Below are 26943 nucleotides of genomic sequence, written 5' to 3'. Positions count from 1 at the left end.
TTTGTTTTCATCCCGGTTTCAATGGTGTTTTTTGCTGCTTTGGTACAGGATTTTGTCATATAAATTTTACCGGTTTTTTTATTGATTTTTCAATAGGATTTTGTCTTACTACCCTCTAAATTGCCGGTAATTTACAAGGTAGAACCTATGATACCAGAAAATGAATTTGATCGATTGGTGCATTTAGCGGAATACGACTTGGATGCCGCAGAGCTGGAAACCCAATTACAGGATCTTGCCAAACTGGCGGCGAAGGTAGCCGGGACGGAAATATCGCTGGTTAATCTGATAGATGCGTTCACGCAATGGAGTGTTGCGAGTGAGGGCATACCGGTGATGCAGATGGACAGGGAGGATTCCGTTTGCCAATACACCATCATGGGTGATCAGCCTTTTGAGGTTCGGGATTTATCCAAAGACGAGCGGTTCAATCGAAAATTTTATGTAACGGATGACCCCCATTTGCGGTATTATTGGGGCGTTCCATTGACAAGTGAGGCCGGCTTAAATTTGGGTGCGCTTTGTGTGTTGGACAAAACGGCCAAAGAAATTAGTCCCGAGAAGGTGGCTTTATTGGAAATCATTGCCGACGAGATTGTTAATCGACTGAAAATCTCTAAAACCGTGGCTTCCTTACGATCCAAGCTACAGCATTCCGAAGAAAAGCAAAAACAGATTGCGCACGACATTCGGGGACCTCTCGGAGGAATCATAGGTCTGGCCCAGATCGTCAATGAACAGGGTGATCAGAATCGATTGGACGAAGTACTGGAGTTTATCAAGGTCATTCAAACCAGCAGTAAATCCTTGTTGGATCTTGCGGATGAGATTCTATCGAGTAAGGATGCCCTAAAAGTAAGACCGAGTGCTCCGGCCGAAAATGAATGCAGCCTGTCTATCCTGAAAAATAAACTGAAAAACCTTTACGAGATCCAAGGGAAGCAGAAAAACATTGATTTAGCGGTGGAAGTAAATTCCTGCAAAAGCGAGTTGACCTTCCCGAAAGCAAAACTACTCCAAATCATCGGTAACCTGGTATCAAACGCCATCAAGTTTACGCCTGCAGGCGGTAAGGTATCGGTAAGCCTCGATATTTTTGAAAAAGGTCAGCGTAGAGAGTTATCGGTCATCGTTAAAGATACCGGCGCAGGTATGCGCAGGGAACAGATAGATTCGATCCTACAAGGAGACGGAAAAACAACGAAAGGAAGCCTTGGGGAAAAAGGGTTTGGTTTTGGGTTGCCGTTGGTCAAGCATTTAATCGACGGAATGGGAGGAAGGCTAAAGATCGAGTCCGAGCCGGGTCGGTACGCCCGGTTTGAGGTGAACCTTCCGGATTGATTTTGCCGGCATTCCCTTTTCTAAAACATACGTTGAGCGACTTGCATCGCACCTTACAAAATACCACACTCCAGTAGACAAATTTCACAAATGGCTAATGGTTTTCGAACAATTTTTTACGGCATTAACCCATGTGCTCGGAAAGAAATCGCACGGGTTTAACCTAACCGCTTCTGATGTGAATACCGCCGCTTTCTACCCGGTAGACTACGGGGCAGGCGCATCCAATAAATCCGCCGTCAGGAGTTTGCAACGAAAAGCGGCGGTAAATCAATTTTGTAAAGAAAGTCGGCATGGTCGCTTTCGCACCGGAAAACCGAATGGAAGTACGAACGCGTTCTGAGATGCGGCAAGCCGATCACCGGATTTGCACCCGTTACACCGGCCTACCTTTGCTATTCCACCGGAGAAATCGCCGGGGCGATATATTGCGGGGCTTCCTTCGGATCCATTTATTAATCGGCAAGGACCGGGATAATCAATCGGCGAGGTACCGGTTTTTTTTGAAGCCAAAAAAAACGGTTCAATCAACGCTTAAAACGCCCAGACCAGAACATGGGAGTGCTTATTTTTTAGGGTTTTGTGCGATTGCGTTGTGTAGAACTACTTGCTTTTGTGGGGCTAGGTGCGGCATATGAGCAGCGTGCATTTTGCCCACTGATTTTTCGGAGCTTAGGCACCGGATAATCTCTAGCCTGGACTACAGCCGTGCTGATCGAAATCAGAGCCGCATGGAAAACCTGTATACCAACAAGTTTTTTTTGTTTCGTTTTGTAAAATAAAATATATGTATTCGGGTACTATTTGGATCTAAACCAAATAAAAAAGACATGAAAATATCAATTTAAAAATATTACATTAAATATTCATAAAACCTGATTTTTGTCAATAAAAAGGAAGGATAAATAGAAAAAAATATATAGCTTTATTCGATTGTAAAAATGTATACGGTATTCAAAAAAATCGGGTAAAAAATTGAGGGTTTTTTGATTTAATGAATTGACTATAAACTTTTTAGGAAAGCGGTTTTTGACTCGCAAAAAAATTCAATCAAGCCAAAAAAAATGCAAAATTTGGCTTGGGTTAACGTGAATCCGTAGGATGCTGCAAATGCAATAGGTACCGGTTAAGGAGCCGGCAACCAGCTATAGAGGATAAGTATAACTAAACCGTTTTGTGTATGATAAAAATCCCGTTCTGTTAAAAAAAGCCGATTGGTAAAATACCAACCGGCATGGTCGTATGATAATGCTCATTGGGGAATGTACTTCTCATAAGACCGCTATTCATTGAAGTCTTTCATTCAATAAACCCTTAAAATTATGAAAAATTTATTACTTAAGGCAATCTTTTGGCTGCCTTGGTGCTTTCTTTTTTGCTTTGGCTTGGCCTTTTCCTCCTCGGGGAGGGGAATCTCGTCGGAATTTTCGACGCCTTACGTAGCAGAGCGCCTCGTTAATCATCCCATCACCAACCATGCGTCCCTGCCAACAAAGGCGGATTTTTTGGCTACCATCAGCGGTACCGTCACCGATCCCAATGGGGAACCGATACCCGGTGCCACGGTCGTTGTTGAGGGTTCCAGTCAGGGAACCGTATCGGATATCGACGGCAAGTTTAGCATTGATGCGGACGAGGGAGCCGTGATTGTCATCTCGTTTATTGGCTATAAATCCGAGCGAATTACTGTAGGAAGTCAAACCCAGTATACCATTGTATTGAGCGAAGACCAAACTTCGCTCGATGAGGTGATCGTGGTTGGGTACGGAACGCAAATCGAATCCCGCCTTACGGGAAGTATGGCAAGAGCCGATCCGGAAGACATGGCGAGGGTATCGACCCCTACCGTGGGCCAGGCATTGCAAGGACGCGTAGCGGGTGTATTCATCAAAAATCAAAACGGCCAGCCCGGACAAAACAAGACGGCTATCAATATACGTGGTTTTGGGGAGCCCCTGTACATCATCGATGGATTGCCTGTAGATGAGGCGGTTTTCTCAAATTTAAATCCAAACGACATTGAAGAACTCACGGTACTGAAAGACGCGGCAGCCGCGGCCGTGTACGGGGCGAGAGCGGGCAACGGCGTTGTCCTGGTGACAACAAAAAGAGGAAGTACGGGCGATGTTCAATTTTCCTACCGGGGAGACGTTGGATTTCAGGGGCTTACCATGGTGCCGGATGTCATTGAATCCTGGGAATACATGACGCTGTTTAATATGCGAAACCTGGACCGGGGTTTGGGTTTTCGCTGGACTCCCGAGACGGTCGAGCAATTCAAGGCGCATACGGATGGATCGGACCCGGAAAATTTTCCCAGCGTTCAAATGTATGATTTAATCGCCAGGGATGCTGCGCCGATGTTTACACACGATTTATCGCTTAGGGGAGGTAGCGAAAAGGTTCGCTATTTTGTATCTGGAAACGTGTTTGATCAGACCGGTCTGGAGCGCAACGTATTTGGTGGAAATGATACCCGGTTTAAACGCTACAATATTCGTGGAAACGTGGATGTGGATGTTTCCGAAAAGTTCACCTTTAACTTTGACATGAGTTACAACCTGCAGGATTTTACCGGTCCCAGAAATGCTTTTGAAGGGACTACCTGGTCGCAGGGACAAGGGATTTTCGCCCGGGCCGGACGATGGCGCCCCTTTCATTCCATCGAAGAATTACCTGGCGGGCATCTGGATTTTCCCAGGGGAGCCCCCGAAGGACAGACGGTCAATCCACTGAATTTGGCCAGTGCCGCTATCGGGGGAACCCAGGAGTTTCAGCGTGGATTCATTGATTTTAAGCTAGGCGGGGAGTACCAACTGCTTCCGGGATTGAGTACCCGTGCCACCATCAATTACCAGGGGACCAATTTGCAGGAAAAGATGTTTCAAAAAAGAGGCCCCGAATACCGCTACAATCCGACTACAGAAACACATGAGTTTGTCCGTGCCCTGAATGCGGACACCCGGGTGGTGCGAAGCAATAGTCAAACAGAAAATCTAAACTTCCAATATTTTCTGAATGGCGATCATACGTTTGGAAAGAAGCATTCCCTGACCACTATGTATGTGTTTGAATTTATCGAGCGGCATTTTGAGCGAATTGATGCCAGCCGAATTCTTTACGATTTCCCCATTGCCCAATTGAGCGCCGGTCCGCCCAGCCAGCAATTCAACAACGATTTCATCAACCGAAACAAACGAATAGGGCATATTGGCCGGGCCAGTTACAACTATGCCGATAAATACTCCTTGGAGGTAAGTGCGCGCTACGACGGATCGATGCGTTTTCCGGAGAATTCCCGATGGGGTTTTTTCCCTTCCTTTTCGGGAGCCTGGAATATTACAGAGGAATCGTTTATGCAAAATCTTGGCCTGTCGAATGTCCTGACCTTTATGAAGCTTCGGGGTTCCTGGGGACGACTCGGCTTCGATGCGGCAGGCGATTTTCAGTTTCTGTCCACGTTCTCGTTTGACGATTTTTACATCTTTGAAGGGTCAACCCTGCAGCGAACGATCAGCACGGACGGGCTGCCCAATCCCGATATTACCTGGGAAAAAATGGATATCGTCAATTTTGGTTTGGATGCCTCCTTTTGGGACGGAAAGTTGGAAGGCACCTTCGATGTATTTCAACGAAACCGGTTTGATGTACTGGGTCAACGGATACTGGATGTATCTCCTGTGGTAGGAGCGGTTTTGCCCCGGCAAAACTTTCAGGAGTTTCAAAACCGCGGCATGGAGCTCAGTTTGCAACATACGAACACCATTGCCAATAGCAACTGGAATTATTCCATCGGAGGTAATTTTGGGATTTTTGAGGAAATCGTTGTCAATACCGACGAACCCGACTTTATTAACAAGGAAGTGGAACGCCGGGAAAAACAAATCGGTCGGCGGGTGGTCACCGGTGGTCGAAATAACGTCAATATTTTCTACCTGGAAACCGACGGGCTATTCTCTTCTCAGGAAGAAATCGACAGTTGGGCAGACATCGATGGCAACGGAAACCGCTCCATCCAAATTGGTGACGCGCGTGTTATCGACCGAAACGGGGATGGACGCATTACCAACGAGGACCAGTACATTGCCACATCCGGAACCCAGCCCAGGTTGACCTTTGGTTTTCAAACCCGGATTGCCTGGAAGGGACTCGAGCTGGTCTCCTTCTGGCAGGGAGCTTCCCGATTTGGTTGGAATCTTGCCTGGAGTGAGTTCGAGGCTCCTTTTCCAGCCAATGGGGTCGCTTTGCAGGGACACATCAGTGATTCCTACATCCCGGAAAATGAATTTGGGCTTCCAGCCGTAAGCGCCGCAGATGCCCGATGGCCAAGGGCCTCGGGACGGTTCAATAATAACTACGATATGTTTCTGATCGACGGCACCTACCTGCGCCTCAAGCAGCTGCAACTCGGGTATACCCTCCCGCAGCAACTAATTGACGGTCTTGGTTTGCGCAGGGTGAAGTTGTACGCCGGAGGGACCAATTTGTTGACGTTTTCGGACATCGATTTTCTCGATCCGGAGATCGACGAAAATCCCAGGCAGTTTTTTGGAAACTACCATCCACAGACACGGGTGATCAACCTTGGGCTTGAGATCGATTTCTAAGACAAAATTCATTTGATAACGACATTTATTTTCTCAGTTATGAAACAAAGCAATTATCTATACCGTGCCTTGACACCTTTTCTCTCGCTTTTGCTGGTGTCATTGGTTTCCTGCGACGACCTTTTAAACCTCAATGAGGTTCCAAGAGACCTGGTAAATGCGGATCAGGTATTTCAGAATGAGGCGTTTGCCGATGCATTGGTTGCCGACTTGTATGCCGGATTTCCCTTTACCAGCTTTGACGATTTTGACGGCATGCTTGGTCACCACGATCTGGGTACCCAGCGGGGGGGCGGCTTCACTAGCTGCCGAACCCACGGCGGAATGGACATCAATAGCGATTGTGAAGGCTTGTGGGATTACGAATACATCCGGGAGCTGAACTTCTTTATCGAAAGTATCCGGGAATCCCCCTTATCCGAGAGCTTCAAACGGCAGCGCGAAGGCGAGGTTCGGGTGTTGCGGGCGGCTGTATTCTTCAAGATGCAAAAACGCTACGGTGGAGTACCGCTGGTAAACGTGGTGCTGGATCCTTTTGAGGATGTTCCCGAGCAATACCGGGTTCGAAGCAGTGAGGAAGCGCTTGCTGACTTTATTGACACCGAATTGGAAATGGCGGCAGGAATGTTGACGGAAAATCCGGAAGAAACCGGTCGGGTCAATCGATGGACGGCCTATGCCTACAAAGCCCGGGCAAATCTCTGGTCGGCCTCCATTGCCCATTTTGGAACACTGGCAGACAACCGGCTAACGGGTATTCCCGCAGGCAGGGCCAATGAATTCTACAGCAAAGCGAGTGCAGCTGCCAGGCAGGTGATTGATTCCGGAAGGTATTCCTTGCTACAAAGCAGTGACCCGGAGCGAACGTACTGGAGTGTTTTCGTTGAAGACGCAAACGACGAAGTCATCTTTGAACGCATTTACAACGGCGTTGAAATCCGGCATCAGTTTGCGCACCAGAATCAACCTACTCCTTTTTCTGAGGGGCAGGGATCGCAGATGAACCCCACACTGGAACTTGTCAATCAGTACGAAAACCTGGACGGTACCTTTAGCGCGCCCGATTTGGGTCCGGACCACCTGTACCCGAGTGGAGTCAGTCCCTGGGCAAACAAAGATCCCAGGCTGTATGCGACGGTACTCTTTGAGGGAGATTTTTATGCCGGGAATTTGGTGGAATTGTACGAAGGTATTGACCCCACCGTCGGAGGTACCAATCCAGATGCAATCATTTCGGAGGTGGGCGTCACCTACAACGGAAAAAACTCGGTAGGTAGTGCCAGCCGAAGACAAGCCAATCAATTCTTTCCGTCTACGGGATTTTTACTCGAGAAATACATCGCAGAAACTCCGCTGATACCCGCCGGGACGGAATCCAACAACTGGAAGGAATTGCGGCTGGCCGAAATGTACCTAATCGTTGCAGAGAGCGAGTTTGAGTTGGGTAACCCAGCCGAAGCAGCCATGTACCTCAACTTTACCCGTGAGCGGGTGGGACTCATTCCTTTGACGGAAGGGACCATCACCCGGGATCGGGTGCGCATCGAGCGAACCAGCGAGTTGATTTACGAAGGGCACCGCTGGGACGACCTACGCCGGTGGAGAACGGCTCTGGATGTCCTGGACGGACAAATCGTAAAAGGCGTTCGTGTGATTTACCACGACGATTCCGGACAGTATTATTTCCTGGTTATTGACGGGGAAACCGTTCAGCGGGAGTTTCGACCGGAGCATTATTACAATCCGATCACGAACGCCCGACTCGAAACCAATGGCGACCTGGTGGAGAACCCCGGTTACTAGAGAAAGGGTTGTTTTACGCTCAAATGAAATTAGTTGATATTAAAATTCGATAACAATGAATGGTTTAGCATTTAAAAAATATTTGATGCTGGTAGCAATGCCAGTCTCCCTTGCGGTCTTTTCGGGATGCGAAGAGATTGTCACGGACTTCGGTTTTGATGGGCAAATCAGCGGACTGATTCTGGATCAAAACGGAGATCCGGTATCCGGTGATGCCTCAAATCCGGCATTTACGGTATTCGTTTTAGGAGAGGAGGACCGGGTACCGCTGGAATTGCGGGTCAATGGAGATGGTTCTTACGCGAATTTGCACCTGTATCCGCAAAACTACACAGTATGGGTGGAAGGCCCGGTGGATGGTCCCGGACAGGGGGAACTGACCGTGGACCTCAGGGGTCGTCCCGTTGAGCAGCACATTACCGTAAACCCATTTCTCGTCATTCCCCCACCCACGGTCTCTGTTTCCGGGGGAGAAGTACAGGTCAATTATTCCATTTCCCCCAGTCAAGGGCATGGTGTTCAGGAAAGGGTAGTGCTGGTAAGCACGGTAGCAAAAGTGGGGGTCAATACGGGGAATGGTCCGCGGTGGCAAACCCGGGAGCTGGAGCTGCCGGAAAATTCGGGTACGGCGACGGTAACACTGGATGCCAACCTCCTGGCAATGTCCCGCGAACGGGGAGGGGGTAATTTACACATTCGCATTGCAGCCCGGTCCGATCAAACCACGGATTGGAACCATAGCCTGCCGATTGTAATTCCGGCTCCTTAATTTCGCGAAACGGATAAATCGCCCGGGCTACCCGCAACGCGATGCAATGCCGGAACGGGTAGGCCCCGGGGTACGATTTCCCACAACAATCCGAAATCGGATTGGGGTGAAACGGAAGAAGTAGGACCTTTTGTGGGGGGAATCTTCTTGGAAATGACGAAAGATCTGCCGAATATGGAGGAAACGTTTCCAAAACGGGGTCTGAACCAAAAATAAAAAAAACAAGTCCGATGGACGACCGCAATTATTAATTTTCACCGTAACGTAATTTGTGCTTTATGAAAGGTATTGCTCTCGCATGTTTAGGTAGTATTCTCATCACCGTTTTCTTCCTCGTCCCTCCGGATTCCGGTTGGGCTCGGATAGCCCCATTCGTTGATTCCGCCGGATCGGTGGGAGAAAAATACACCGCATCTGCCGACACCACGGAAATAGAGATCGTTTCCAAAGGAGTAGAGCTAAGTTACTCGGTGTCAGAGATACGTGCCAAGGCGGGAGAGGTGCTGCGTATCCGGTATATCAACGAGAGCGACATGAGTCACAATATCGTCCTGGTACGGGAAGAAGCAGATATCCGACCGGTAGGTATTGCCGCGCTTCAGGCCATGGCGACGGACTGGATCCCGGAAAAGGAAATGCACCGGATCCTCGCCTACAGCGATCTGGCCTATTCAGGGGATACCGTCGTGCTTTCCTTCAACGTTCCTCCGCCGGGTACCTATCCGTACATATGTACTTATTCGGCGCACTGGACACAAATGCAGGGGAGGTTGATTTCAACCGAGTAAGCGGCTAATATGCCCGTCAATTGGCCGGCAAGAATCGTGTATTTCGAAAACTACGCAAACAGACAAAAGATGAAGTTAAAAAATAAGAATAAATCGTTATGCAGTTCGTTTGGCCTGGCCTGCCTGCTGCTCGTGATCTTTTCGGTTTCTATGGATGCCAGTTGGGCCCAGGGGAGTGTTAAAACAATTCAATTTAGGACGCACATTATAGACGATTCCCTGATAGGAGGTGCTTTTTCGAATACCGGGCTGGCCGATATGGACGGCGACGGAAAGTTGGAGTACATCATGAGTTCGCGCGGAACGGGAAAAATCTACGTTTACAAATACCATGAGCCTGGCCATTGGTCCCGGTACATTGTGGGTGAAAACCCACCCACCGATGCCGGTGGCGCGGTACTGGACGTAGATGGTGACGGATTGCCGGACTACCTTGTCGGGGGCGCCTGGTACCGAAATTCCGGTGACCTGCAGACTCCCTACGAGCGGATTGTATTCGATGACGACATCCTGGATGGTTCCATCCACGATCAGGTAGTCGCCGATGTTAATGGAGACGGGCACATGGACGTGATTACCATGTCGGATCGAAACAATCTTCGCTGGTACACCATTCCTGATAACCCGAAGGATCCCTGGAAAAGGCAGGACATTGGTGCTGCGGTACACGGTGGGGTTGCGCCAAAGGGACATGGCGACCTGGACGGTGACGGGGATACAGACATTGTGCGGACGGATGTATGGTTTGAAAATTTGGATGGCAGCGGCACCAGGTGGAAAAAACACGATTTGGGACCCTTTATGCCGTTGCCGGAGGGGGAACCAAGCTGGGCGGATAAAGCAGCCAGGTCCTGGGTTGCGGACATCAACCAGGATGGGAGGCTGGACGTGGTACAGACCGTTGAGGAAATGCGCGGTGGCAGGGTATGGTGGATGGAAAACCTCGGTCCCGATTCCGGGGGAACGATTCAATGGTTCCGGCACGAAATCGCTGGATGGGACCGTATCATGGGCGGTTTGCACTCCCTTGGCGTGGCGGATTTTACCGGAAATGGCAAACTTGATGTCATCACGGCGGAACAAGACTGGCAGCGGGCGCGCCCGGGAGCAAAGGGCGAGGAAAACCCGCGGTATTACCTCTGGGAAAACCTTGGCGTAGGTCCCTCCTGGTCCAATAATCCGAAAGTGGAGTGGAAGGAGCATGTAATTGCCGACGTAAATCTAGGTGGTCATGAGATTGTATTTGGGGATGTCACGGGAGACGGAATGCTAGATATCGTTGGAAAGCCCTGGAGCCCTTCCGATGACAACGCGCTGGGGGGCAAAGCCTTTGTTTTGTTTCTTGAAAATAAATCGATTCTTGATTGACATGCATCTTTCCGTGCTCCTTTGTTACCGGAATTCACCTGGGCTGCTTTCTGCAAGCGTTTACCCTTACTTTCTGGCATACCAACTGACTAAAAACTAAAACCAAACAACTGCGAAAAAGGGAATCTTTTTGGCAGTTGATCCAAGGAAGATTACCGCAAGACCCATGACAAATTTGATTAGACAGCGTTTATCTCGTTTCTTGTTTGCCCTCGCGGCGAGCTCTTTTACCCATGTGCCGTTACAGGCCCAATTTCAACCTTCCGATAACATGAACCCAATGGATCACGGGCCATTTGTTACGTCCACGATGACGCACGATCCGCTGGTAGCGAGTAGCCTGTTTGTAAACAAAGGAATTGCCGTCAAGGTTGGAAGGGATCCGCAAGCCGTCATTACCTTTGATACGGATTTATTGCGTGTTGCAAGCGCCTGGACTGGAGGATTCCTTCATTGGTACCTGGAGCGGGACGGGCTGGAGAATTGGCCCAGTCCGGATGGAATTACCCATTTCGAAACCAGCAAAACCCCTGGGTGGTCACTTGATGGAGAGTTTGAGGATCCAAGAAACTGGCCCTATGGACCCATCCCGAAGGAACAAGCACATTACAAGGGACTGTATATGCACGGAGAAAAGGTTCTTTTTTCTTATACCGTTGGCAAAAGTCAGGTTCTTGAACTACCCGGATTTTCGCAGGTGGAGGATCGGCCTGTTTTTACCCGGACGTTTACTTTGAGTCCCACGGAAGAAACCCTGTCTTTGCGGGTGCTACAGGTCCCGGAAAATGCGGAAATCGAACGCATACCGCTTGCCGATTCCCGGGGATACCTGCGCATTCGGGTGGGTAGCAGCACACGCATGCTTGGCATACAGGGAATTTTCGATTCAGCCGCAGAATGGCGCATCCAAAACCGGCACCTTGTACTGGATCTTCCCCAAATCGGCGAACCACTGACGTTTTGCCTGGCTATCGGGCCGGTACTGCCTGGCGAAACCTCCAGCTACATGCAGGCCTACCTGGAACAGGCGGAAGACCTCCCAGACCTGTCCGAATACACCCAACCCGGCCCTGATCTATGGGAAACCCTGCAGACAGAGGCGGTGATGGGAAAGGACGAGGGGCCGTTTACCGTAGATGAGCTTGCCCTACCGGCGGACAATCCCTGGAAATCATTTATTCGCTTGATGGATGTGGATTTTTTATCCGACGGCAGGGCAGTGGTGGTATCCCTTAGTGGCGATGTTTGGCTGGTCGAAGGGATCGGCGAAAAGTTGGGTACGCTACACTGGCATCGATTTGCTACGGGTTTGTTTCAGCCAGGCGGTGTAAAGGTAGTCGACGACCAGATTTACGTGACCGGCCGCGATCAAATCACGCGGTTACACGATTTGAATGAGGATGGATTTGCCGATTTCTACGAGAATTTCAACAATGAGATCATGGCATCCACGAATTTTCATGCCTTTACCATGAACCTGGAAACCGATTCACAGGGAAACTTTTATTTCGCCAAATCGACTCCCTGGCCACCCTATCTCCGAAGAAACGGGCCTCCAGCCAACGCGGAAATAACCCCGCATCATGGGGTACTGTTTCGGCTATCACCGGATGGGGAACGCTTGGAAACCATCGCAACGGGTCTGCGGAATCCCAACGGGTTGGATATCGGTCCGGACGGGGAAATGATCTATGCAGATAACGAAGGAAACTGGGTACCTACCAGCAAGGTGCACCGCATCAAAGAAGGTAAATTCCACGGATTTATCCCGGCTGCGCACCAATCCGAAACGCCGGAGTCTTTTGAGCCTCCGATGATCTGGACTCCGCATTACCTCGATAACTCTCCGGCCAAACCCCTTTTCATCAGGAGTACGCACTGGCCCAAAGAATTGCAGGACGATCTCTTGTTGGTTTCTTACGGGCGTGCATCCCTTTCGCTGATACTGAAAGAAGAGGTGGATGGGGTCTGGCAGGGAGCGCACGTAAACCTGCCATTGGTATTTAAATCCGGCCTGGAACGCGGACGCTTTCATACAGATGGACATCTGTATCTAGCCGGGATGACCAGCTGGCAATCCATAGGAGAAGACTGGGGCTCGTTTCATCGCGTTAGGTATACCGGGCAACCATTGACCCTGCCGGTGGCTGTCAACACCAAGGCCGGTGGTATTGAACTTCATTTTAACCAAAAACTGGATCCCGGGATCGCCACCTCGATGGACAATTTCCGCTTGCAGAAATGGACCTATCCCTGGACCAGTCAGTACGGCAGCCGGGGGAAGGTCTATTCGGTGGACAACCCCGGACAAACCAAGCCCGACGCGGTACAGGTGGCATCTATCCGCTTGTCGGCGGATGGGAAGGTGGTTTTTTTGGAGATCCCCTCCCTGAAACCCGGTGCGGTGAACGCTTCCCTTGGTACACTGGAGGAACTGCCGGACATGATCGAAACCTCACTGGGCTGGGTGATGTCAATAAGCTACCAGATCGCAACGGAAGACGGAACCGAATTAACCCAGATGATTCACAAAACGATCCACCGGGTTCCTACCGAAGGATTCGCTGAATAGCCGTGAATGGATAAGTTCAAGAGTAATAACACACAGGAACCAGCAGGTATGAAATTTCGCAAACACTATCTTCTTATCGTTGCATTACTTTTCTCTTGCGAGGAAGGTGTGGAACAGCTTTTGGACGTTACCGTCACCGAGGCGCAGCGTTTTGATTACCTGACCTGGAAGATTGAAGCAGCAAACGGCACCTGGCACTTTCAACGAGCCCAGGCCGAAACGGGTGAAACCGCTACCGGATTCAATTCGGCGATCGACAAGCAAGGCCTTGATTGGATCGCCAACGATTGTGTAGCCAATCGGGAATGGCGGGGATGGCCCAATTTTGCTTCGGACGGATTTGGGCATCCCTGCCGGGGAGGCGGAGGGACCTCCAGATGGATAGACGCCACGGGGGATCCGGTAGCTATTGGCGATACCCTTCGAGGAAACCACTTGATGCTGGAATCAAGCAACGAGAAATACCGGGTCCGCTATCACTTTTTTAGCAGCCATGCCGCTATTGAAGTACTCGAAGCGAAGGATTTATTCGCTTTTCTATGGGAAGGGCCCGTCGGTGGAAAAATGGCCATTGAGAAACAGCATTACCTGCTTGAGGACGGTGTCAAACGCCCGTTTGAACACGGCAAGGGGCTGGGTTACCTCAATCCTGAATTTGGCAACAACTTCCCCTCTCCCTTCTTTTATTTCCTGGATGAAGATGCCGATCAGGTCCTATATGTAGGAGCCAGTGGTGTTGGCGGGGGAGGAGACGAGGGATGGGCCCAACCGGATAACATGGCGATATTTAGTTTTGGAAGAGATGACGATAAGCACGCATTGCGCAACACCGATGCAGTAGCTGTTTTTGGGTTTTTGGATAAGTCAATGGGGCATACACAAATCAGTAACTTTATTCGTGCACGCCTTGAAGCACCCTTTAAACCAATAGACTAGCTGGTTTATACGTCCCCGGAGTGGGTTGCTGTTTGTGTCGGCAACCGCTGCCCAGAGTAGGGCGATTGTATTTGAATAGAGAGTTTAACTAAATTACTGGCTTGATGATTTCTGCGACGTACTACCTGATTTTGTGCCATTTTTTGATGATTTCTACCCAGGCCCTGAGTCAAAAATCAGGCAATGGTACCGATCGGTTCCCGGAGGTCAACGATTTGGTTCAAGGCGAGGCAGGACAACGAACAACGACCGTTTTTCCCGGTGAGCACTGGGCGCTTGCATCGCCGGAGTCGCAGGGGCTTCACTCGGGTAGGTTAACGGAAGCCATTCGGTATTTAGAGGAAAACTCGGGATCCGATGGTGTAAAAGAGCTACTAATCGTCCGGAACGGGTACCTGGTTTGGGAAGGGGAGGCGGTCGATAAGGTCCACGGCGTTTGGTCGGTAACCAAGTCGTTTACCAGTACGGCATTGGGTTTACTGATCGCTGATGGAAAAGCCTCGCTAGCTACCCTGGCGCATGAAATTGCTCCCGATATGGGCGAGCATTACCCCCAGGTCACGCTTGCTCATTTTGCGACCATGACATCCGGATACCGCGCAGAGGGGGATGAGCCCCGTGGTTTGTATACCCATGGACCGAGCACTACCCCGTTTATTCCGGGACCGCCCTTGTTTACACCTCCCGGGTCAAAATATGCCTACTGGGATTCGGCGATGAATCAGTTTGCCTACATCCTGACCCAGATGGCAGCAGAGCCATTGGATGCCTTGCTCAAACGTCGCCTACTGGATCCAATTGGTATGAATCCGGATCAATGGCATTGGGGGGATTTCGGTGAAACCGGCGGATACCGAATCAATGGTGGTGCTGGCAATGGCGGTAAGCATGTTTTTATTTCCGCGCGAGAAATCGCACGCTTCGGTCTGTTATTTTTAAATCACGGCGCCTGGGAGGGCAAACAACTACTCCCCCGCGAATGGGTTCGGCAGGCCTGTTCCGTACAGGTGCCCTCCACGCTTCCCCTGGGCCACACCGGGAGTGTGCTGACAGGAAGTGGCGCCTACGGCTTAAATTGGTGGGTGAACGGGATTCGTCCAACTGGGGAGAGAAAATGGCCGGATGCACCTACCGGTACCTTTGCCGCCTGGGGACATAACAACAACTACGTTTTCGTTATTCCCGAATGGAACATGGTTGTCGTACGGTTGGGCCTTGACCAAAGCGATCGGGTAATTACCGATGCCATTTCCAATCAATTTATTGCGAAAATCGGGGAGGCATTATCGGATGTGAGAAAAAACAAAACAGAATTGCAACAATAAAAACCAATAACCATGAAAAAAATGACACGCATAACCAACGTTGTACTTTTGCTACTTACCTATCAGGGTTTTCTAGTTGCACAGACGACGGGCCAGATAGATGGAGAGCTTAAAAAATGGCACCCCATATCGATTACATTTGATGGACCTGAGGTCAGTGAAACCGATGCGTACAATCCGTTTATGGGCTATCGCTTAAACGTTACTTTCCGGCACGAGGGCGGAGAACTAGTATACCAGGTGCCTGGATATTTCGCTGCAGATGGAAATGCCGGAGAGACCAGCGCTACTTCTGGAAACAAATGGCGGGTACATTTCAATGTGCCCCAAACCGGGCAGTGGAGCTACCAGGCTTCTTTCCGAATGGGAGAAAACATCGCAGTAAATGCGAGCTCAACCGCTGGAGAACCGGTTTCCTTCAACGGAGCTACCGGGACCTTTTCTATTGCCGATACGGATAAATCCGGCGTAGACCATCGTGGGAAAGGGGTTCTCAGGTACGTTGGCGAACATTACCTGCGATTTGACAATGGAGAATGGTTTATGAAAGGAGGCGCCGATGCGCCGGAAACGCTATTGGGGTATACAGACTTTGATGGCACCTATACCCATACCGGCCTTTCGAAGGATGCGGGTGATGTTTTAATTTGGGGAACGACCCAACACAAAGACGGGCGGGGCGCGACACCGCTTAAAAAGTACGAAGCCCATGTGCGGGACTGGAAGGAGGGAGACCCGGTTTGGCAAGGTACAAAAGGAAAAGGTTTGATCGGCGGGCTCAACTACCTGTCAGCAAAAGGGATGAATGCCGTCTCTTTTCTGACCCTATCCGCCGGGGGGGATGGAAAAAACACCTGGCCCTGGATCAGCCATACAGAGGTAGACCGATACGATGTTTCCAAGTTGGACCAATGGGAAACCGTGTTTTCCCATGCGGACAAGCTGGGATTGTTTCTGCATTTTAAAACCCACGAAAATGAAAACGATCAGCTGCTAAACGGCGGAAAGCTGGGACCTGAAAGAAAACTGTATTACCGGGAGCTGATCGCCCGCTTTTCCCACCACCACGCATTGAACTGGAATTTGGGTGAGGAGCACGACCTATGGGATGAATTGAACGATCCGGAGCAACTAAATGCCAAAGCGGATGCCATGTACCTACATAGCCTGGATCCTTACGACCATCCCGTCGTGACGCATACCTTTCCCAATCAATACCAACAAAGCTACACCCCCTTGTTGGGTTACGAGTATTTTGAGGGTCCTTCCATCCAGACCAATAGCATGCGTCCCTGGCACAACTTTGAGGTCATTTCGTATTGGGTAAACGCATCCCGGCAGACGGGTAGAAAGTGGAACGTATCCATGGACGAAGCGGGCACTGGCGCGCTCGGGGTCACCACCGATGATTACGACGATAATTACAACCAGGACGAAGCCAGGGCTACTTATTGGGCGACCATCGCCGCAGGAGGTGACGGCGTGGAATGGTACTTTGGCTACGCCGAGGAACAAAATGACCTGAACATGGAAGATTGGCGGAGCAGGGATGCCCTGTGGGACTATACCCGGCATGCCATGGATTTCTTTAAAACCAACCGGATCCCTTTCTGGGAAATGGAAAATGCCAACGCCCTAACCCGGAGTGAACGGGATTTCGTATTTGCGGAAAACGGGGAGCTGTACGTAATCTACCTGCCGGCCGGCGGCGGTGCCGCACTTAACCTGCAGGAGCATGCGGGTACGTATACGGTGGACTGGTACAATCCCCGGACTGGTGGAGCGCTTCAAAAAGGCAAGGAAATGGTCATTGAGCAGACGTATTCCCGGGAGCCTGCCTCCGTGTTATCGGCCTTGCCTACCATAAAAAAGCCTCGGGTGCAGGGAGGAAACGTAACCGAAGTATCCGGACCCGGTTGGGTAAACCTCGGAATGCCTCCTGCAGATCCAAAAGAGGATTGGGTGATTTTGGTTCGAAAAAAATAACGAGGCACGGCCCTACCGTACCGGTACATGCGTGGTGAAGCTGCGCAGGCAGTCCGGGCGGATTTCCTTCAGCAGCGGGTGTGGGTTCCAGGAATAATTGCTACCCTTTACCCGACGCTGGCTGGAAACCATCCCTACGAGCAAAATACCGGCATCCGGTGAGGAATGCCGGGCAAGCGGCGGTTTCTTATTATTAACTGTTAGAAAACGAATCGTATGAAAAAGAGAACCTATTTTATGTTTTATGCCTGTAGCCTGCTATGGCTTGGCTTGGTCGCCTGCGAAACGGCGGAACAACGAACGGTGGTCACCATAGAAGGCGAGGCCTTTTATGTGAACGGAAAACCTACCTACGAGGGAAGGACCTGGAAGGGTACTACCATCGAAGGATTGCTGATGAACTCCAGGATGGTGCAGGGAATTTTTGATGATTTGAATCCCGAAACCCGCCCGCTTTTTGGATATCCGGATACCGGCGAATGGGACCCGGATAGAAATACAGCCGAATTTGTGGCCGCCATGGAGGAGTGGAACGCCTACGGGCTAAACGCATTTACCATCAACTTGCAGGGCGGGAGTCCCATTGGATATGGGAATAAGGATTGGTACAATTCAGCCTTCTTTTCCGACGGCCGGCTCCGACCTGAATACATGGACCGGTTGAAATTGGTGCTGGACAAGGCGGATGAGTTGGAGATGGTGGTGATGCTGGGCATTTTCTACTTTGGGCAGGACCAAAACCTGGACGACGAAGCTGCGGTAATCGAGGCGGTAAGAAATTCCGTGAACTGGGTATTGCAGGAAGGGTACCGAAACGTGTTGATCGAAGTTAACAACGAATGCGATGTCAATGCCTACGATCACGAGATACTGAAACCGGCCCGGGTACACGAGCTCATTGACCTGGTCAAAAGCATGGAGTACGAAGGAAACCGCTTATTGGTTAGCACCAGCTACAAAGGGAATACGCCTCCCAAGCCAAACGTCGTCAAATCCTCCGACTATATTTTGATACACGGAAACGGCGTGAATACCCTGGAGAAAATGGAGAAGCTGATCGCGGATACCCGGCAGGTGGAGGGATACCGTCCCATGCCGGTGGTAATCAACGAAGACGATCACTACGATTTTGATCAGGAACGAAACAATTTTACCGTCGCCGTAGAAAACTATGTTTCCTGGGGCTTCTTTGACTACCGACGCGATGGAGAACCGTACGAAGAGGGATTCCAAAGCGTGCCCGTAGATTGGGGCATCCATTCCGAACGGAAACAAGGTTTTTTTAACCTGGTCCGGGAAATTACCGGAGCAACGCAGTAGTCGCTCCCTGGAGGAGCCCTTGTAAGATAGACAACTAAATCGGATTCAAATGAAGCAATTACCCGTTCAACTAGCTATACTCTTTTCGTTGGTACTCGCGTCGGATTGGGCAAAAACACCCTGGCGATTCGGGGATAAAAACGGTGGTTTTGACATTTTGCGTCAGGAAATTAGTATTTTCCCGGCCGATTTCAATAATAGTCAGCAGCCCGAGAAGTGGAATTGGACCCTAGAAGGGTTCTCACCGGCCTACTACGACAAAGTCAGGGGAGCCATTGCCATCAATACCGTCGAACAACCGACCGACCAGTGGGCTGCCGCCGCTACGGTATTCGACCAGGATACCGGAATATACACCATCCGGTTTACCTCGCTGTTGGAGTCAGATGGAGAATGTACGTACATTCTGCGAATCGGCGACAAAAAGGTAATGGAGTTTCAAAACCCGCGCATTTACGGAAAAGGCATCGCCGAGTACGCGCCACATGAAGTCCGGGTAGCCGATGTTGCCATTGAAAAAGGCAGTTTGATTCAGGTTGAGTTTTTACCGCATTCCAACGGATTGGTACCGGAGGGGGAAGGGTTCGGTTTTGCCCGGGCCCGTTGGAAAAGCACCATTGATTTTATACCAGAGCAGCAATGAGCTGCCAGGTAACGAAATACATACCATACATAACTACATTTTATGAAAACGTATCGATTAGCAATTGTTCCCGGTGATGGCATTGGTCATGAAATCATCCCCGCAGCCCTTACGGTATTGGAAGCGGCCGCTAAAAAATTTAACTTTAAACTGGTTTACACGTTTTATGACTGGGGAGCGGGTCGCTACCTCAGAGAGGGGGCGTTTATGCCCGAAGATGGCCTGGACACCCTCAAGGGCTTTGATGCCGTGTTTTTTGGAGCGGTGGGGCTGACAGCGGTAGATGATACCCTGCCCGCTAAGTTATATACCTTCAAGGTACGAACCGCCTTTCAGCAATATGTCAATTACAGACCGGTAAAACTATTTAAGGGATTGGAAAGCCCGCTTCGCAACAAAACATCTCAGGAAATAGATTTTGTCGTTATCCGGGAAAATAACGAAGGGGAGTTTGTTCAATCGGGGGCCTTTTTCAGACCCGAAAGTCCCGAAGGGTTGGCGACTGATACCAGCATTTTCACCCGGAAAGGAATTGAACGGGTGGCCCACTTTGCCTTTTCCCTTGCGCGAAAAAGGCGTAAAAAAGTCACCAACGTGACAAAATCCAATACGCTGATTCACAGCCTGAAATATTGGGATGCAGTGATTAGCGAGGTGGGAGAACAGTACAAAGACGTAACCCTGGAAAAAATGTACATCGACAATGCCAGCGCCAACTTCATCTTACACCCGGAATACTTTGATGTGATCCTCACCACCAACTTGTTTGGCGACATCCTGAGTGACCTGGGAGGAGGTATCATGGGAAGCCTTGGACTGGGGGGAAGTGGAAATATCAATCCAGAAAAGGAATTTCCCTCCATGTTCGAACCCATACACGGGTCGGCACCGGATATTGCGGGAAAGGGCATTGCCAACCCCGTGGGGACCATTTGGTCCGGGGCGCTTTTGCTGGAGCATCTGGGAGAAACTGCGGCAGCGGGAGACATTGTAGGCGCTATCGAAGCCGTATTTCAACAAGGGATAAAAACCGTTGACCTGGGAGGTACTGCGCGGACGGAGGAGTTTGCCGAGCAGGTGATTCAGGCGCTGAACCAGTAAGGATGGATTGGATAGACCTTACACAGATCATTGGTCCGGGGATGCCCGGTGTGGCCCTGAGCGAAGCGAAAAATCTGGAGCGGGATGGGTGGAATGCGGTAAACCTAGAGATTTACAGCCATGCCGGCACGCACATGGATGCCCCCATTCATTTTGGGGTGGAGGGGCCCACCATTGATCAAATGCCTCTGGAAAGCCTCTTTGGCGTTGCCAAAGTCCTCGATCTGACTGGTATTGCACCCTCGGCACGGATCACTATTGCGGACCTGGGACACCTTGAGGAGCATTTGAACAGCGGCGACAGCCTGGTAATCAAGACGGGTTGGAGTAAATTCTCCCGTTCAGATCCCGGTAAATACCGCAACCAGCTGCCCAGAATCAGTGAGGAGCTGGCAAACTGGCTGGTAGAAAAGAAGGTAAAAATTTTGGCAGTAGAACCTCCCTCCGTAGCCAACGTCAATGACCTGCAAGAAGTCACCTTGATTCACCGCATTTTGTTTTCTGGTCAGGTCATTATTGTTGAGGGGATTTGTAATTTGGACGAAATCCAGGTGGATGCGGTGGAACTGATGGTAATGCCCCTGAAAATTGCGGGTGGTGATGGAGCACCTGCCCGGGTTTTGGCCCGGCCGATATAAAAAAGAATAGCGAATGATGACTACTGAAGATTCCTTGAGCAGGCCCTACAGCAATCAAATTAGGAAGGTATTTCTGGAGCAGCAGGTATCGCTGGTAATTGTGGACGATGATCCCACCGGTACCCAGACGGCCCATGATGTTCCCGTTTTGGGCCATTGGACCCGGGAAGCGTTTATTTATGAATTTACGCAGCAAACACCCTTGTTTTTTGTGTTGGCCAATACCCGAAGCCTGCCCAAGGCAAGCGCTACCGAACGCGCCCGGGAAATCGGCCAAAATCTGGTTTACGCGTCACAAAAAACCGGTCGGCGCTTCCTGCTGATCAGTAGGAGTGATTCCACGCTGCGGGGCTATTTTCCCTCAGAAGTCGAAGCCCTGAGCCAGGGGGCAGGCCTGGGTAATCTTCCAACCTTACTAGTCCCCGCTTTTTTTGAAGGGGGAAGAATCACCGAGAACAACGTACATTACATCGTGGAAAGCGGGCACAAGGTGCCGGTATCGGAGACGGTTTTTGCTAAGGACAAGAGCTTTGGCTACACCCATTCCGACCTGACCAAATGGGTGGAGGAGAAGTCAGGCGGGAAAATAAAACAGGAAGCCGTGAAAAGCCTCACCCTTGCAGATATCGCCGCAGGAGAGGCGGCGATTTTCGAAAAATTGCAGGGACTTGCCGGCAATGAAGTGATGGTGATCAACAACACGTCCTACCGGGAATTGGAAAAAATCTGCCTGGCGCTGCATCAATTGGTAAAAAGCGGCAAGGGGTTCAATTTCAGAACCGCCGCTTCCTTTGTTTCTGCATTCAGCGGGATGGGTGCCCTGGCCTGGACACCTTCGGCTGGGATACCGGGCAGGGGCGGTTTGGTCATCGTGGGCTCGTATGTCAAAAAATCCACCGCCCAACTGGAGCAGCTAGTAAAAAAACCAGGTATACAGGCCATTCCGGTATCGGTGGAAGCAGTCATCGGTTCCGAAGGTGCCAACCGGGATCTTCTGCAACAGGTCGTGGAAACCGTCGAAAAGTGTTTGGACTCGGGTGTAAACGCCGTGGTGTATACTTCTCGTACCCTCGTTTCGGGGGACAGTCCAGAGGCCAGCCTGGCCATAGGCGAAAAGGTAACCGGATTTTTGGTGCAAATGGTTGATATGCTCGGTATTCAGCCCGGATTTTTGATTGCCAAAGGTGGCATCACCTCCAACGATATCGCCGTCAAAGGGCTTGGGATGAAGCGAGCGGTGGTTTTGGGGCAGGTGATTCCGGGCGTTCCGGTATGGCAATTGGGAGACGAAACCAAGTTTCCAGGCATTCCCTACGTGGTGTACCCTGGAAACGTCGGGGATGAAGAAAGCCTTGCCCGGGTGTACGATTTGTTTACCTCAACCCATCGCTGAAATGAAGAAACTAAAAGGGGTAATAGTAGGAGCGGGATACTTCAGTCAGTTTCATGGAGACGCCTGGTCCCGTATGGAGGAGGTAGAAATCACGGGGGTCGCCGACAAGGATATCCAAAAGGCCAGGTTGTATGCAAAGAGCTTTAAGATTCCCAACGTGTATGCGGATGTAGCGGCGATGTTGGAAGAGGAAAAGCCCGACTTTATCGATATTGTAACACCTCCCGTAAGCCACAAGTCCCTTATCGAGCTCGCGCTTGCGAAAGGGATCCACATTATCTGCCAAAAACCGCTGGCCGATACGTACAAGGAAGCCCGGGAAATCTGCAACCTGGTAAAAGGTGCTAAGGTTCGTTTTATGGTCCATGAAAACTGGCGCTTTCAGCCCTGGTACCGGGAAATCAAGTCCCTGATACAGGCCGGGAAGATCGGCAAAAAGGTTTTTCAATATACCTTCAAGATGCGCCTGGGAGATGGCTGGGGCGAGAATGCCTACCTGGATCGGCAGCCTTATTTTCGGACCATGCCTCGCTTGCTAATACACGAAACGGGTGTTCATTTCGTAGATACCTTCCGCTATTTGGAAGGCGAGGTTGCGGAGGTTTTTGCCAACCTGAAAACGCTCAATCCCATCATCAAGGGGGAGGATACGGGCATGGTTTTTTTTCGCTTTAAGTCCGGCTGTACGGCGCTCTTCGATGCCAACCGCTACAACGAACCCCTTCACAACAATGTCCGCTTTACCTTTGGAGAAATGCTGGTCGAGGGAGATCAGGGCAGTCTGATACTGCATACCAATGGCGAAATTTCCCACAAACCCCTGGGACTTGCCGCCTATAAAACCCCATTTAAACCCACCGAAAATGGGTTTTCCGGAGACAGTGTGTATGCCTGTCAGTTACATTTTATCCAGGGTATTGTCACCAATTCCCCATTCGAAACCGGTATTCAGGAATACATGAAGACCCTAAAAGTGGTCGAAGCGATTTATCAATCCGACCGTTTAAAAAGTAATGTACCAATAAACCGGATAAAATAAGTGAAAATGCGTATTTTGGTATTTGGTATACCGTATACTAAAGGTTTTTGTGCCAATCGAATCGTAAGAAGATGTTAAAAAACGATGAATTAGGAATTCAGGCCTACCGTGAGCTACGGAAGATGATCATTCATGGAAAATTGGCCCCCGGGCAGAAAATCATCCAGGAAAAGTTGGCCGCCCAAATGGGGATAAGCCGTACGCCCCTGCGCGTGGCCTTGCACATGCTGGAGGCCGAAAACCTGATAGAGCCCAAAAACAAGACCGGATTTAAGGTCAAGACCATCGATGACAAGGAGATTCTGGAAATATTTGATTGCCGGATAGCGCTGGAATCCACTGCTGCCGGCATTCTGGCAAAGAATTATACACCGGCAGAGGCGGCCAAACTCCGTCGTTTTTTTCACCCCCCGGAGGATGGTCAGGAAGAAGACTACGAAGCGTACAAAAAAACCGATACCCAATTTCATAACTTCATTGTAGAAAAATGCAAGAATAACTACCTGTACAAGCTGTTTAAGCAAGGGAATCTCATCACCTATATCGAGCGAATCGGATTGATTCGTCCGCCCGAAGAAACCCTGCAAGACCACCTCGATATTGTGGAGGCCATATTGGACAGAGACGGCGAAGCGGCGGAAAAAGCGATGAAATCGCATTTAACCAAGTCCAGGGAGGTCATTGAAAAAAAATTGATGCATGCCATGAATCAGAACACCTAACCGACCCCTGTCCGACGCCGGTTGGGATCGATGCCTGATTTCTGCCCGGAAAATACGATCCACCTAACCCAAAATAACCGTGCACAACTTACATCACAAGCCCTTTATTCCCAGTAGGTACTTTATGGTGGCGGGTACCTTTCTCTTGTCCATGCTGGTGTACGTCGACCGCATCGGTATTTCCGTGGCAAAGGGTCCGATGACCGAAGCCCTGCAGTTGAGTGACAAGCAGTTTGGTTGGGTGTTGTCCATGTTTGCCCTGGGTTATGCGCTTTTTCAGACACCGCTTGGTATCCTATCCGATAGATTTGGTCCCAGGAAAGCCCTGGCTGCCGTGGTAAGTTTGTGGTCGCTGTTTACGGCGTTGACTGGGGCAGTCACCAGCTTTATCTCGCTGTTTGTCATCCGGTTTTTGTTTGGGGTAGGGGAGGCGGGCGCCTATCCCGGAATAGCCAAGGCCGTATACCATTGGATTCCCATTCGGGAGCGTGGCATTGTAAACGGGATCAATTTCTCCGGAGGTAGGTTTGGTGCCGCTTTTGCCCTTCCGTTGGTGGCGCTGGCGATTGATTCCCTTGGCTGGCGAACCACGTTTTTTACCCTGGGTTTTCTGGGGATTCTGTGGGCACTGGCATGGTACCTGCTTTTCCGGGATGATCCGGAGGAGCACCCCCGGGTATCCGCGTTTGAGAAGGAGGAAATCCGGCTCTCCCTGTCGAAGTTAGGGGTGGAGGCGAAATCTACCTTTGCCGTGCAGTCGCTGGTGGAATCCCGCAACCTTTGGTTGGCCATGGGGCAGTATTTTGCCAGTAATTTCACGTTCTTCTTTTGTCTCACCTGGCTTTTTCCACACGTGAAGGAACAGTTTATGCTAAACAACCTGGAGGCAGGGGTATATGCCTCCCTGCCCTTGGTGGCGGGTGCATTTGGAAACATGTTTTCCGGCTGGCTGGTGGACACCATTTATAAAAACGGTCATTTTAAGTGGTCGCGTGTAATCCCGGCTGCTATCGGGTTTACCCTGGCGGCAGGAGGCCTGCTAGCCAGCTTATTTGCAACGGAAGTCACCCTGGCGATTTTGTTTCTGTCGGTTGCGATCTTTGGAGCCGATATGACCATCAGCCCATCCTGGACCCTGTGCAACGATATCGGGAAATCGCATTCAGGTGCCGTTTCGGGCACCATGAATATGGCCGGAAATATCGGATCCTTCGTTACGGCGCTTGCGTTTCCGTACCTGCGGGATTGGACCGGATCGGTCACCCCGTTTTTTATCATCGGGACCGTGTTGAATCTACTCGCGATCCTAATGTGGTTGAATGTCAAACCCGATCAGCCAATAAAATTTAAAAAAGTCTAGGACTTTCATGCATAAGCTCCAATTCCGCTAGCTAAGAAAGGGGTATGTAACGAAAACGTTTCGAATTGTTTGGACCTGGGAGTTTGATTTTGTGTGTAAATTCCCTTTTTTTGAAAAAAACCGTTGACTGATACCCATGGAAACCTACCAATTGCCCCATTCCGATCTAGAAATTTCACGCTTGATTTTTGGCTGTTGGGCCATCGTTGGCGGCTTCAACTGGGGACCTCAGGACGAGCGGGATTCTCTGGCGGCAATCAAAACCGCCTTTGATCAGGGCATTACCACCTTCGATACAGCAGAAGCCTATGGGGCAGGCGCCTCCGAGAATCTGCTCGCACGGGCGCTGGGGGAGAAGCGGAAGGAAATTATCATCGCGTCAAAAGCCGGCCCGGCCGATTTCGAGCCGGAAAACCTTAGGAAAGCCTGCGAACGGGGATTGAAAAATCTAAAAACCGATTACATTGATTTGTACCAGCTCCACTGGCCGAACCCGGAGATCCCCTTGGCGGACACGCTGGGAGCGCTTCAAGAACTCCGGGATGCAGGAAAAATCCGCGCCTACGGGGTGTCCAACTTCGGCAATCAAAGCCTGGATACCTGCAAGGAATCCGGATTCAACATCAGCAGCAACCAAATGGCCTACAACCTCCTTTTTCGGGCCATTGAGTATTCGATACTTCCCCAATGCATCGCCGATGAGGTACCGATTCTCTGTTATTCCCCGATCATGCAGGGATTGCTGACCGGCAAATTCACTTCTGAAATGGAAGTTCCGGACGACCGGGCGCGAACCCGGCATTTCACAAAGGAACGTTCGCAATCCCGGCACCAGGAGGATGGTTGCGAAGCGTTGACCTTCCAAACCATCGCGAAGATCAAGGAGCTTTCCAAAGAGGCGGAGGTGTCGATGGGGAACATCAGTTTGGCCTGGTTACTGTACCAGCAAGGCGTGGCGGCAGCCATCGTCGGTGGCAGAAATGCGGCACAGGTCAGGAAAAATGCAGCGAGCGCGCAGGTAACGCTCAGACCCGCACTAATAAACGCACTGGACGAGGCTACCCGTCCGCTCAAGGAAGCCCTGGGACCCAACGCGGATTTATGGCAGACGGACAGTAGAGTGATTTGATTTCTTAGGGAACCGAGGTCTTTCTCATTCTTTGCTATAAAATAGAAATTTGAGCGGTTTGGGGATAAATGATTCGGCAACCAAAAAAAGATGACCGAAAATA

General features: G+C 50.4%; 20 protein-coding genes. All 20 read left to right on the top strand.

Annotation, left to right across the window (positions count from 1 at the left end):
• The first annotated feature begins 147 nt into the window (after positions 1–147).
• Positions 148–1341 carry a GAF domain-containing sensor histidine kinase gene (locus BMW71_RS17595; protein ID WP_092177333.1) on the top strand — a complete coding sequence of 398 codons (1194 nt, stop codon included), beginning with the start codon at positions 148–150 and terminating at the stop codon, positions 1339–1341.
• A gap of 1322 nt (positions 1342–2663) precedes the next feature.
• Positions 2664–5948, top strand: a complete 3285-nt coding sequence (locus tag BMW71_RS17585; protein ID WP_092177053.1) for a SusC/RagA family TonB-linked outer membrane protein — start codon at positions 2664–2666, stop codon at positions 5946–5948.
• Positions 5949–5987: 39 nt separating this feature from the next.
• Positions 5988–7751, top strand: coding sequence for a RagB/SusD family nutrient uptake outer membrane protein (locus BMW71_RS17580; protein ID WP_092177051.1), 1764 nt, complete (start codon positions 5988–5990; stop codon positions 7749–7751).
• 55 nt (positions 7752–7806) lie between these two features.
• Positions 7807–8520: a DUF3823 domain-containing protein gene (locus BMW71_RS17575; protein WP_092177049.1), complete on the top strand. Its 714-nt coding sequence runs from the start codon at positions 7807–7809 to the stop codon at positions 8518–8520.
• Positions 8521–8798: 278 nt separating this feature from the next.
• A complete protein-coding gene (locus tag BMW71_RS17570) occupies positions 8799–9308 on the top strand; it encodes a plastocyanin/azurin family copper-binding protein (RefSeq protein WP_092177047.1) in 510 nt (169 codons plus the stop codon).
• A 69-nt stretch (positions 9309–9377) separates the two neighbouring features.
• Positions 9378–10676 (top strand): FG-GAP repeat domain-containing protein, encoded by a 1299-nt coding sequence (locus tag BMW71_RS17565; RefSeq protein ID WP_177179697.1) that lies wholly within the window; start codon positions 9378–9380, stop codon positions 10674–10676.
• A 166-nt stretch (positions 10677–10842) separates the two neighbouring features.
• Positions 10843–13248, top strand: a complete 2406-nt coding sequence (locus tag BMW71_RS17560; RefSeq protein ID WP_143057671.1) for a DUF6797 domain-containing protein — start codon at positions 10843–10845, stop codon at positions 13246–13248.
• A 48-nt stretch (positions 13249–13296) separates the two neighbouring features.
• The gene (locus BMW71_RS17555) at positions 13297–14184 is read left to right on the top strand and encodes a hypothetical protein (protein ID WP_143057670.1); all 888 of its coding nucleotides are present in this window, start codon (positions 13297–13299) and stop codon (positions 14182–14184) included.
• Between the two features lie 104 nt (positions 14185–14288).
• Positions 14289–15509 (top strand): serine hydrolase domain-containing protein, encoded by a 1221-nt coding sequence (locus tag BMW71_RS17550; RefSeq protein ID WP_092177039.1) that lies wholly within the window; start codon positions 14289–14291, stop codon positions 15507–15509.
• 12 nt (positions 15510–15521) lie between these two features.
• The gene (locus BMW71_RS17545) at positions 15522–17495 is read left to right on the top strand and encodes a DUF5060 domain-containing protein (protein ID WP_092177037.1); all 1974 of its coding nucleotides are present in this window, start codon (positions 15522–15524) and stop codon (positions 17493–17495) included.
• Between the two features lie 27 nt (positions 17496–17522).
• Positions 17523–17657: a hypothetical protein gene (locus tag BMW71_RS24020; protein WP_262485676.1), complete on the top strand. Its 135-nt coding sequence runs from the start codon at positions 17523–17525 to the stop codon at positions 17655–17657.
• Between the two features lie 54 nt (positions 17658–17711).
• Positions 17712–18815 (top strand): hypothetical protein, encoded by a 1104-nt coding sequence (locus BMW71_RS17540; RefSeq protein ID WP_244891211.1) that lies wholly within the window; start codon positions 17712–17714, stop codon positions 18813–18815.
• A 49-nt stretch (positions 18816–18864) separates the two neighbouring features.
• A complete protein-coding gene (locus BMW71_RS17535; protein WP_143057669.1) occupies positions 18865–19458 on the top strand; it encodes a hypothetical protein in 594 nt (197 codons plus the stop codon).
• 42 nt (positions 19459–19500) lie between these two features.
• On the top strand, positions 19501–20559 hold the full coding sequence (locus tag BMW71_RS17530; protein WP_092177028.1) for an isocitrate/isopropylmalate dehydrogenase family protein: 1059 nt from the start codon (positions 19501–19503) through the stop codon (positions 20557–20559).
• A 2-nt stretch (positions 20560–20561) separates the two neighbouring features.
• Positions 20562–21197: a cyclase family protein gene (locus tag BMW71_RS17525; protein ID WP_092177025.1), complete on the top strand. Its 636-nt coding sequence runs from the start codon at positions 20562–20564 to the stop codon at positions 21195–21197.
• A gap of 13 nt (positions 21198–21210) precedes the next feature.
• Positions 21211–22590: a four-carbon acid sugar kinase family protein gene (locus BMW71_RS17520; protein WP_092177022.1), complete on the top strand. Its 1380-nt coding sequence runs from the start codon at positions 21211–21213 to the stop codon at positions 22588–22590.
• A 1-nt stretch (position 22591) separates the two neighbouring features.
• Entirely contained in the window at positions 22592–23629 is a 1038-nt protein-coding gene (locus BMW71_RS17515) for a Gfo/Idh/MocA family protein (RefSeq protein ID WP_092177019.1), read from the top strand.
• Positions 23630–23700: 71 nt separating this feature from the next.
• On the top strand, positions 23701–24351 hold the full coding sequence (locus BMW71_RS17510; protein ID WP_092177016.1) for a GntR family transcriptional regulator: 651 nt from the start codon (positions 23701–23703) through the stop codon (positions 24349–24351).
• A gap of 79 nt (positions 24352–24430) precedes the next feature.
• Positions 24431–25711, top strand: a complete 1281-nt coding sequence (locus BMW71_RS17505; protein ID WP_244891210.1) for an MFS transporter — start codon at positions 24431–24433, stop codon at positions 25709–25711.
• Between the two features lie 136 nt (positions 25712–25847).
• Positions 25848–26840, top strand: a complete 993-nt coding sequence (locus tag BMW71_RS17500) for an aldo/keto reductase (RefSeq protein ID WP_092177010.1) — start codon at positions 25848–25850, stop codon at positions 26838–26840.
• Positions 26841–26943 lie beyond the last annotated feature (103 nt).

The organism is Cyclobacterium xiamenense (assembly GCF_900109255.1).
In the GTDB taxonomy this organism is placed as follows: domain Bacteria; phylum Bacteroidota; class Bacteroidia; order Cytophagales; family Cyclobacteriaceae; genus Cyclobacterium; species Cyclobacterium xiamenense.
The sequence above is the reverse complement of the archived record's forward strand: the minus strand, read 5'-3'. Positions and strand labels throughout refer to the sequence as shown.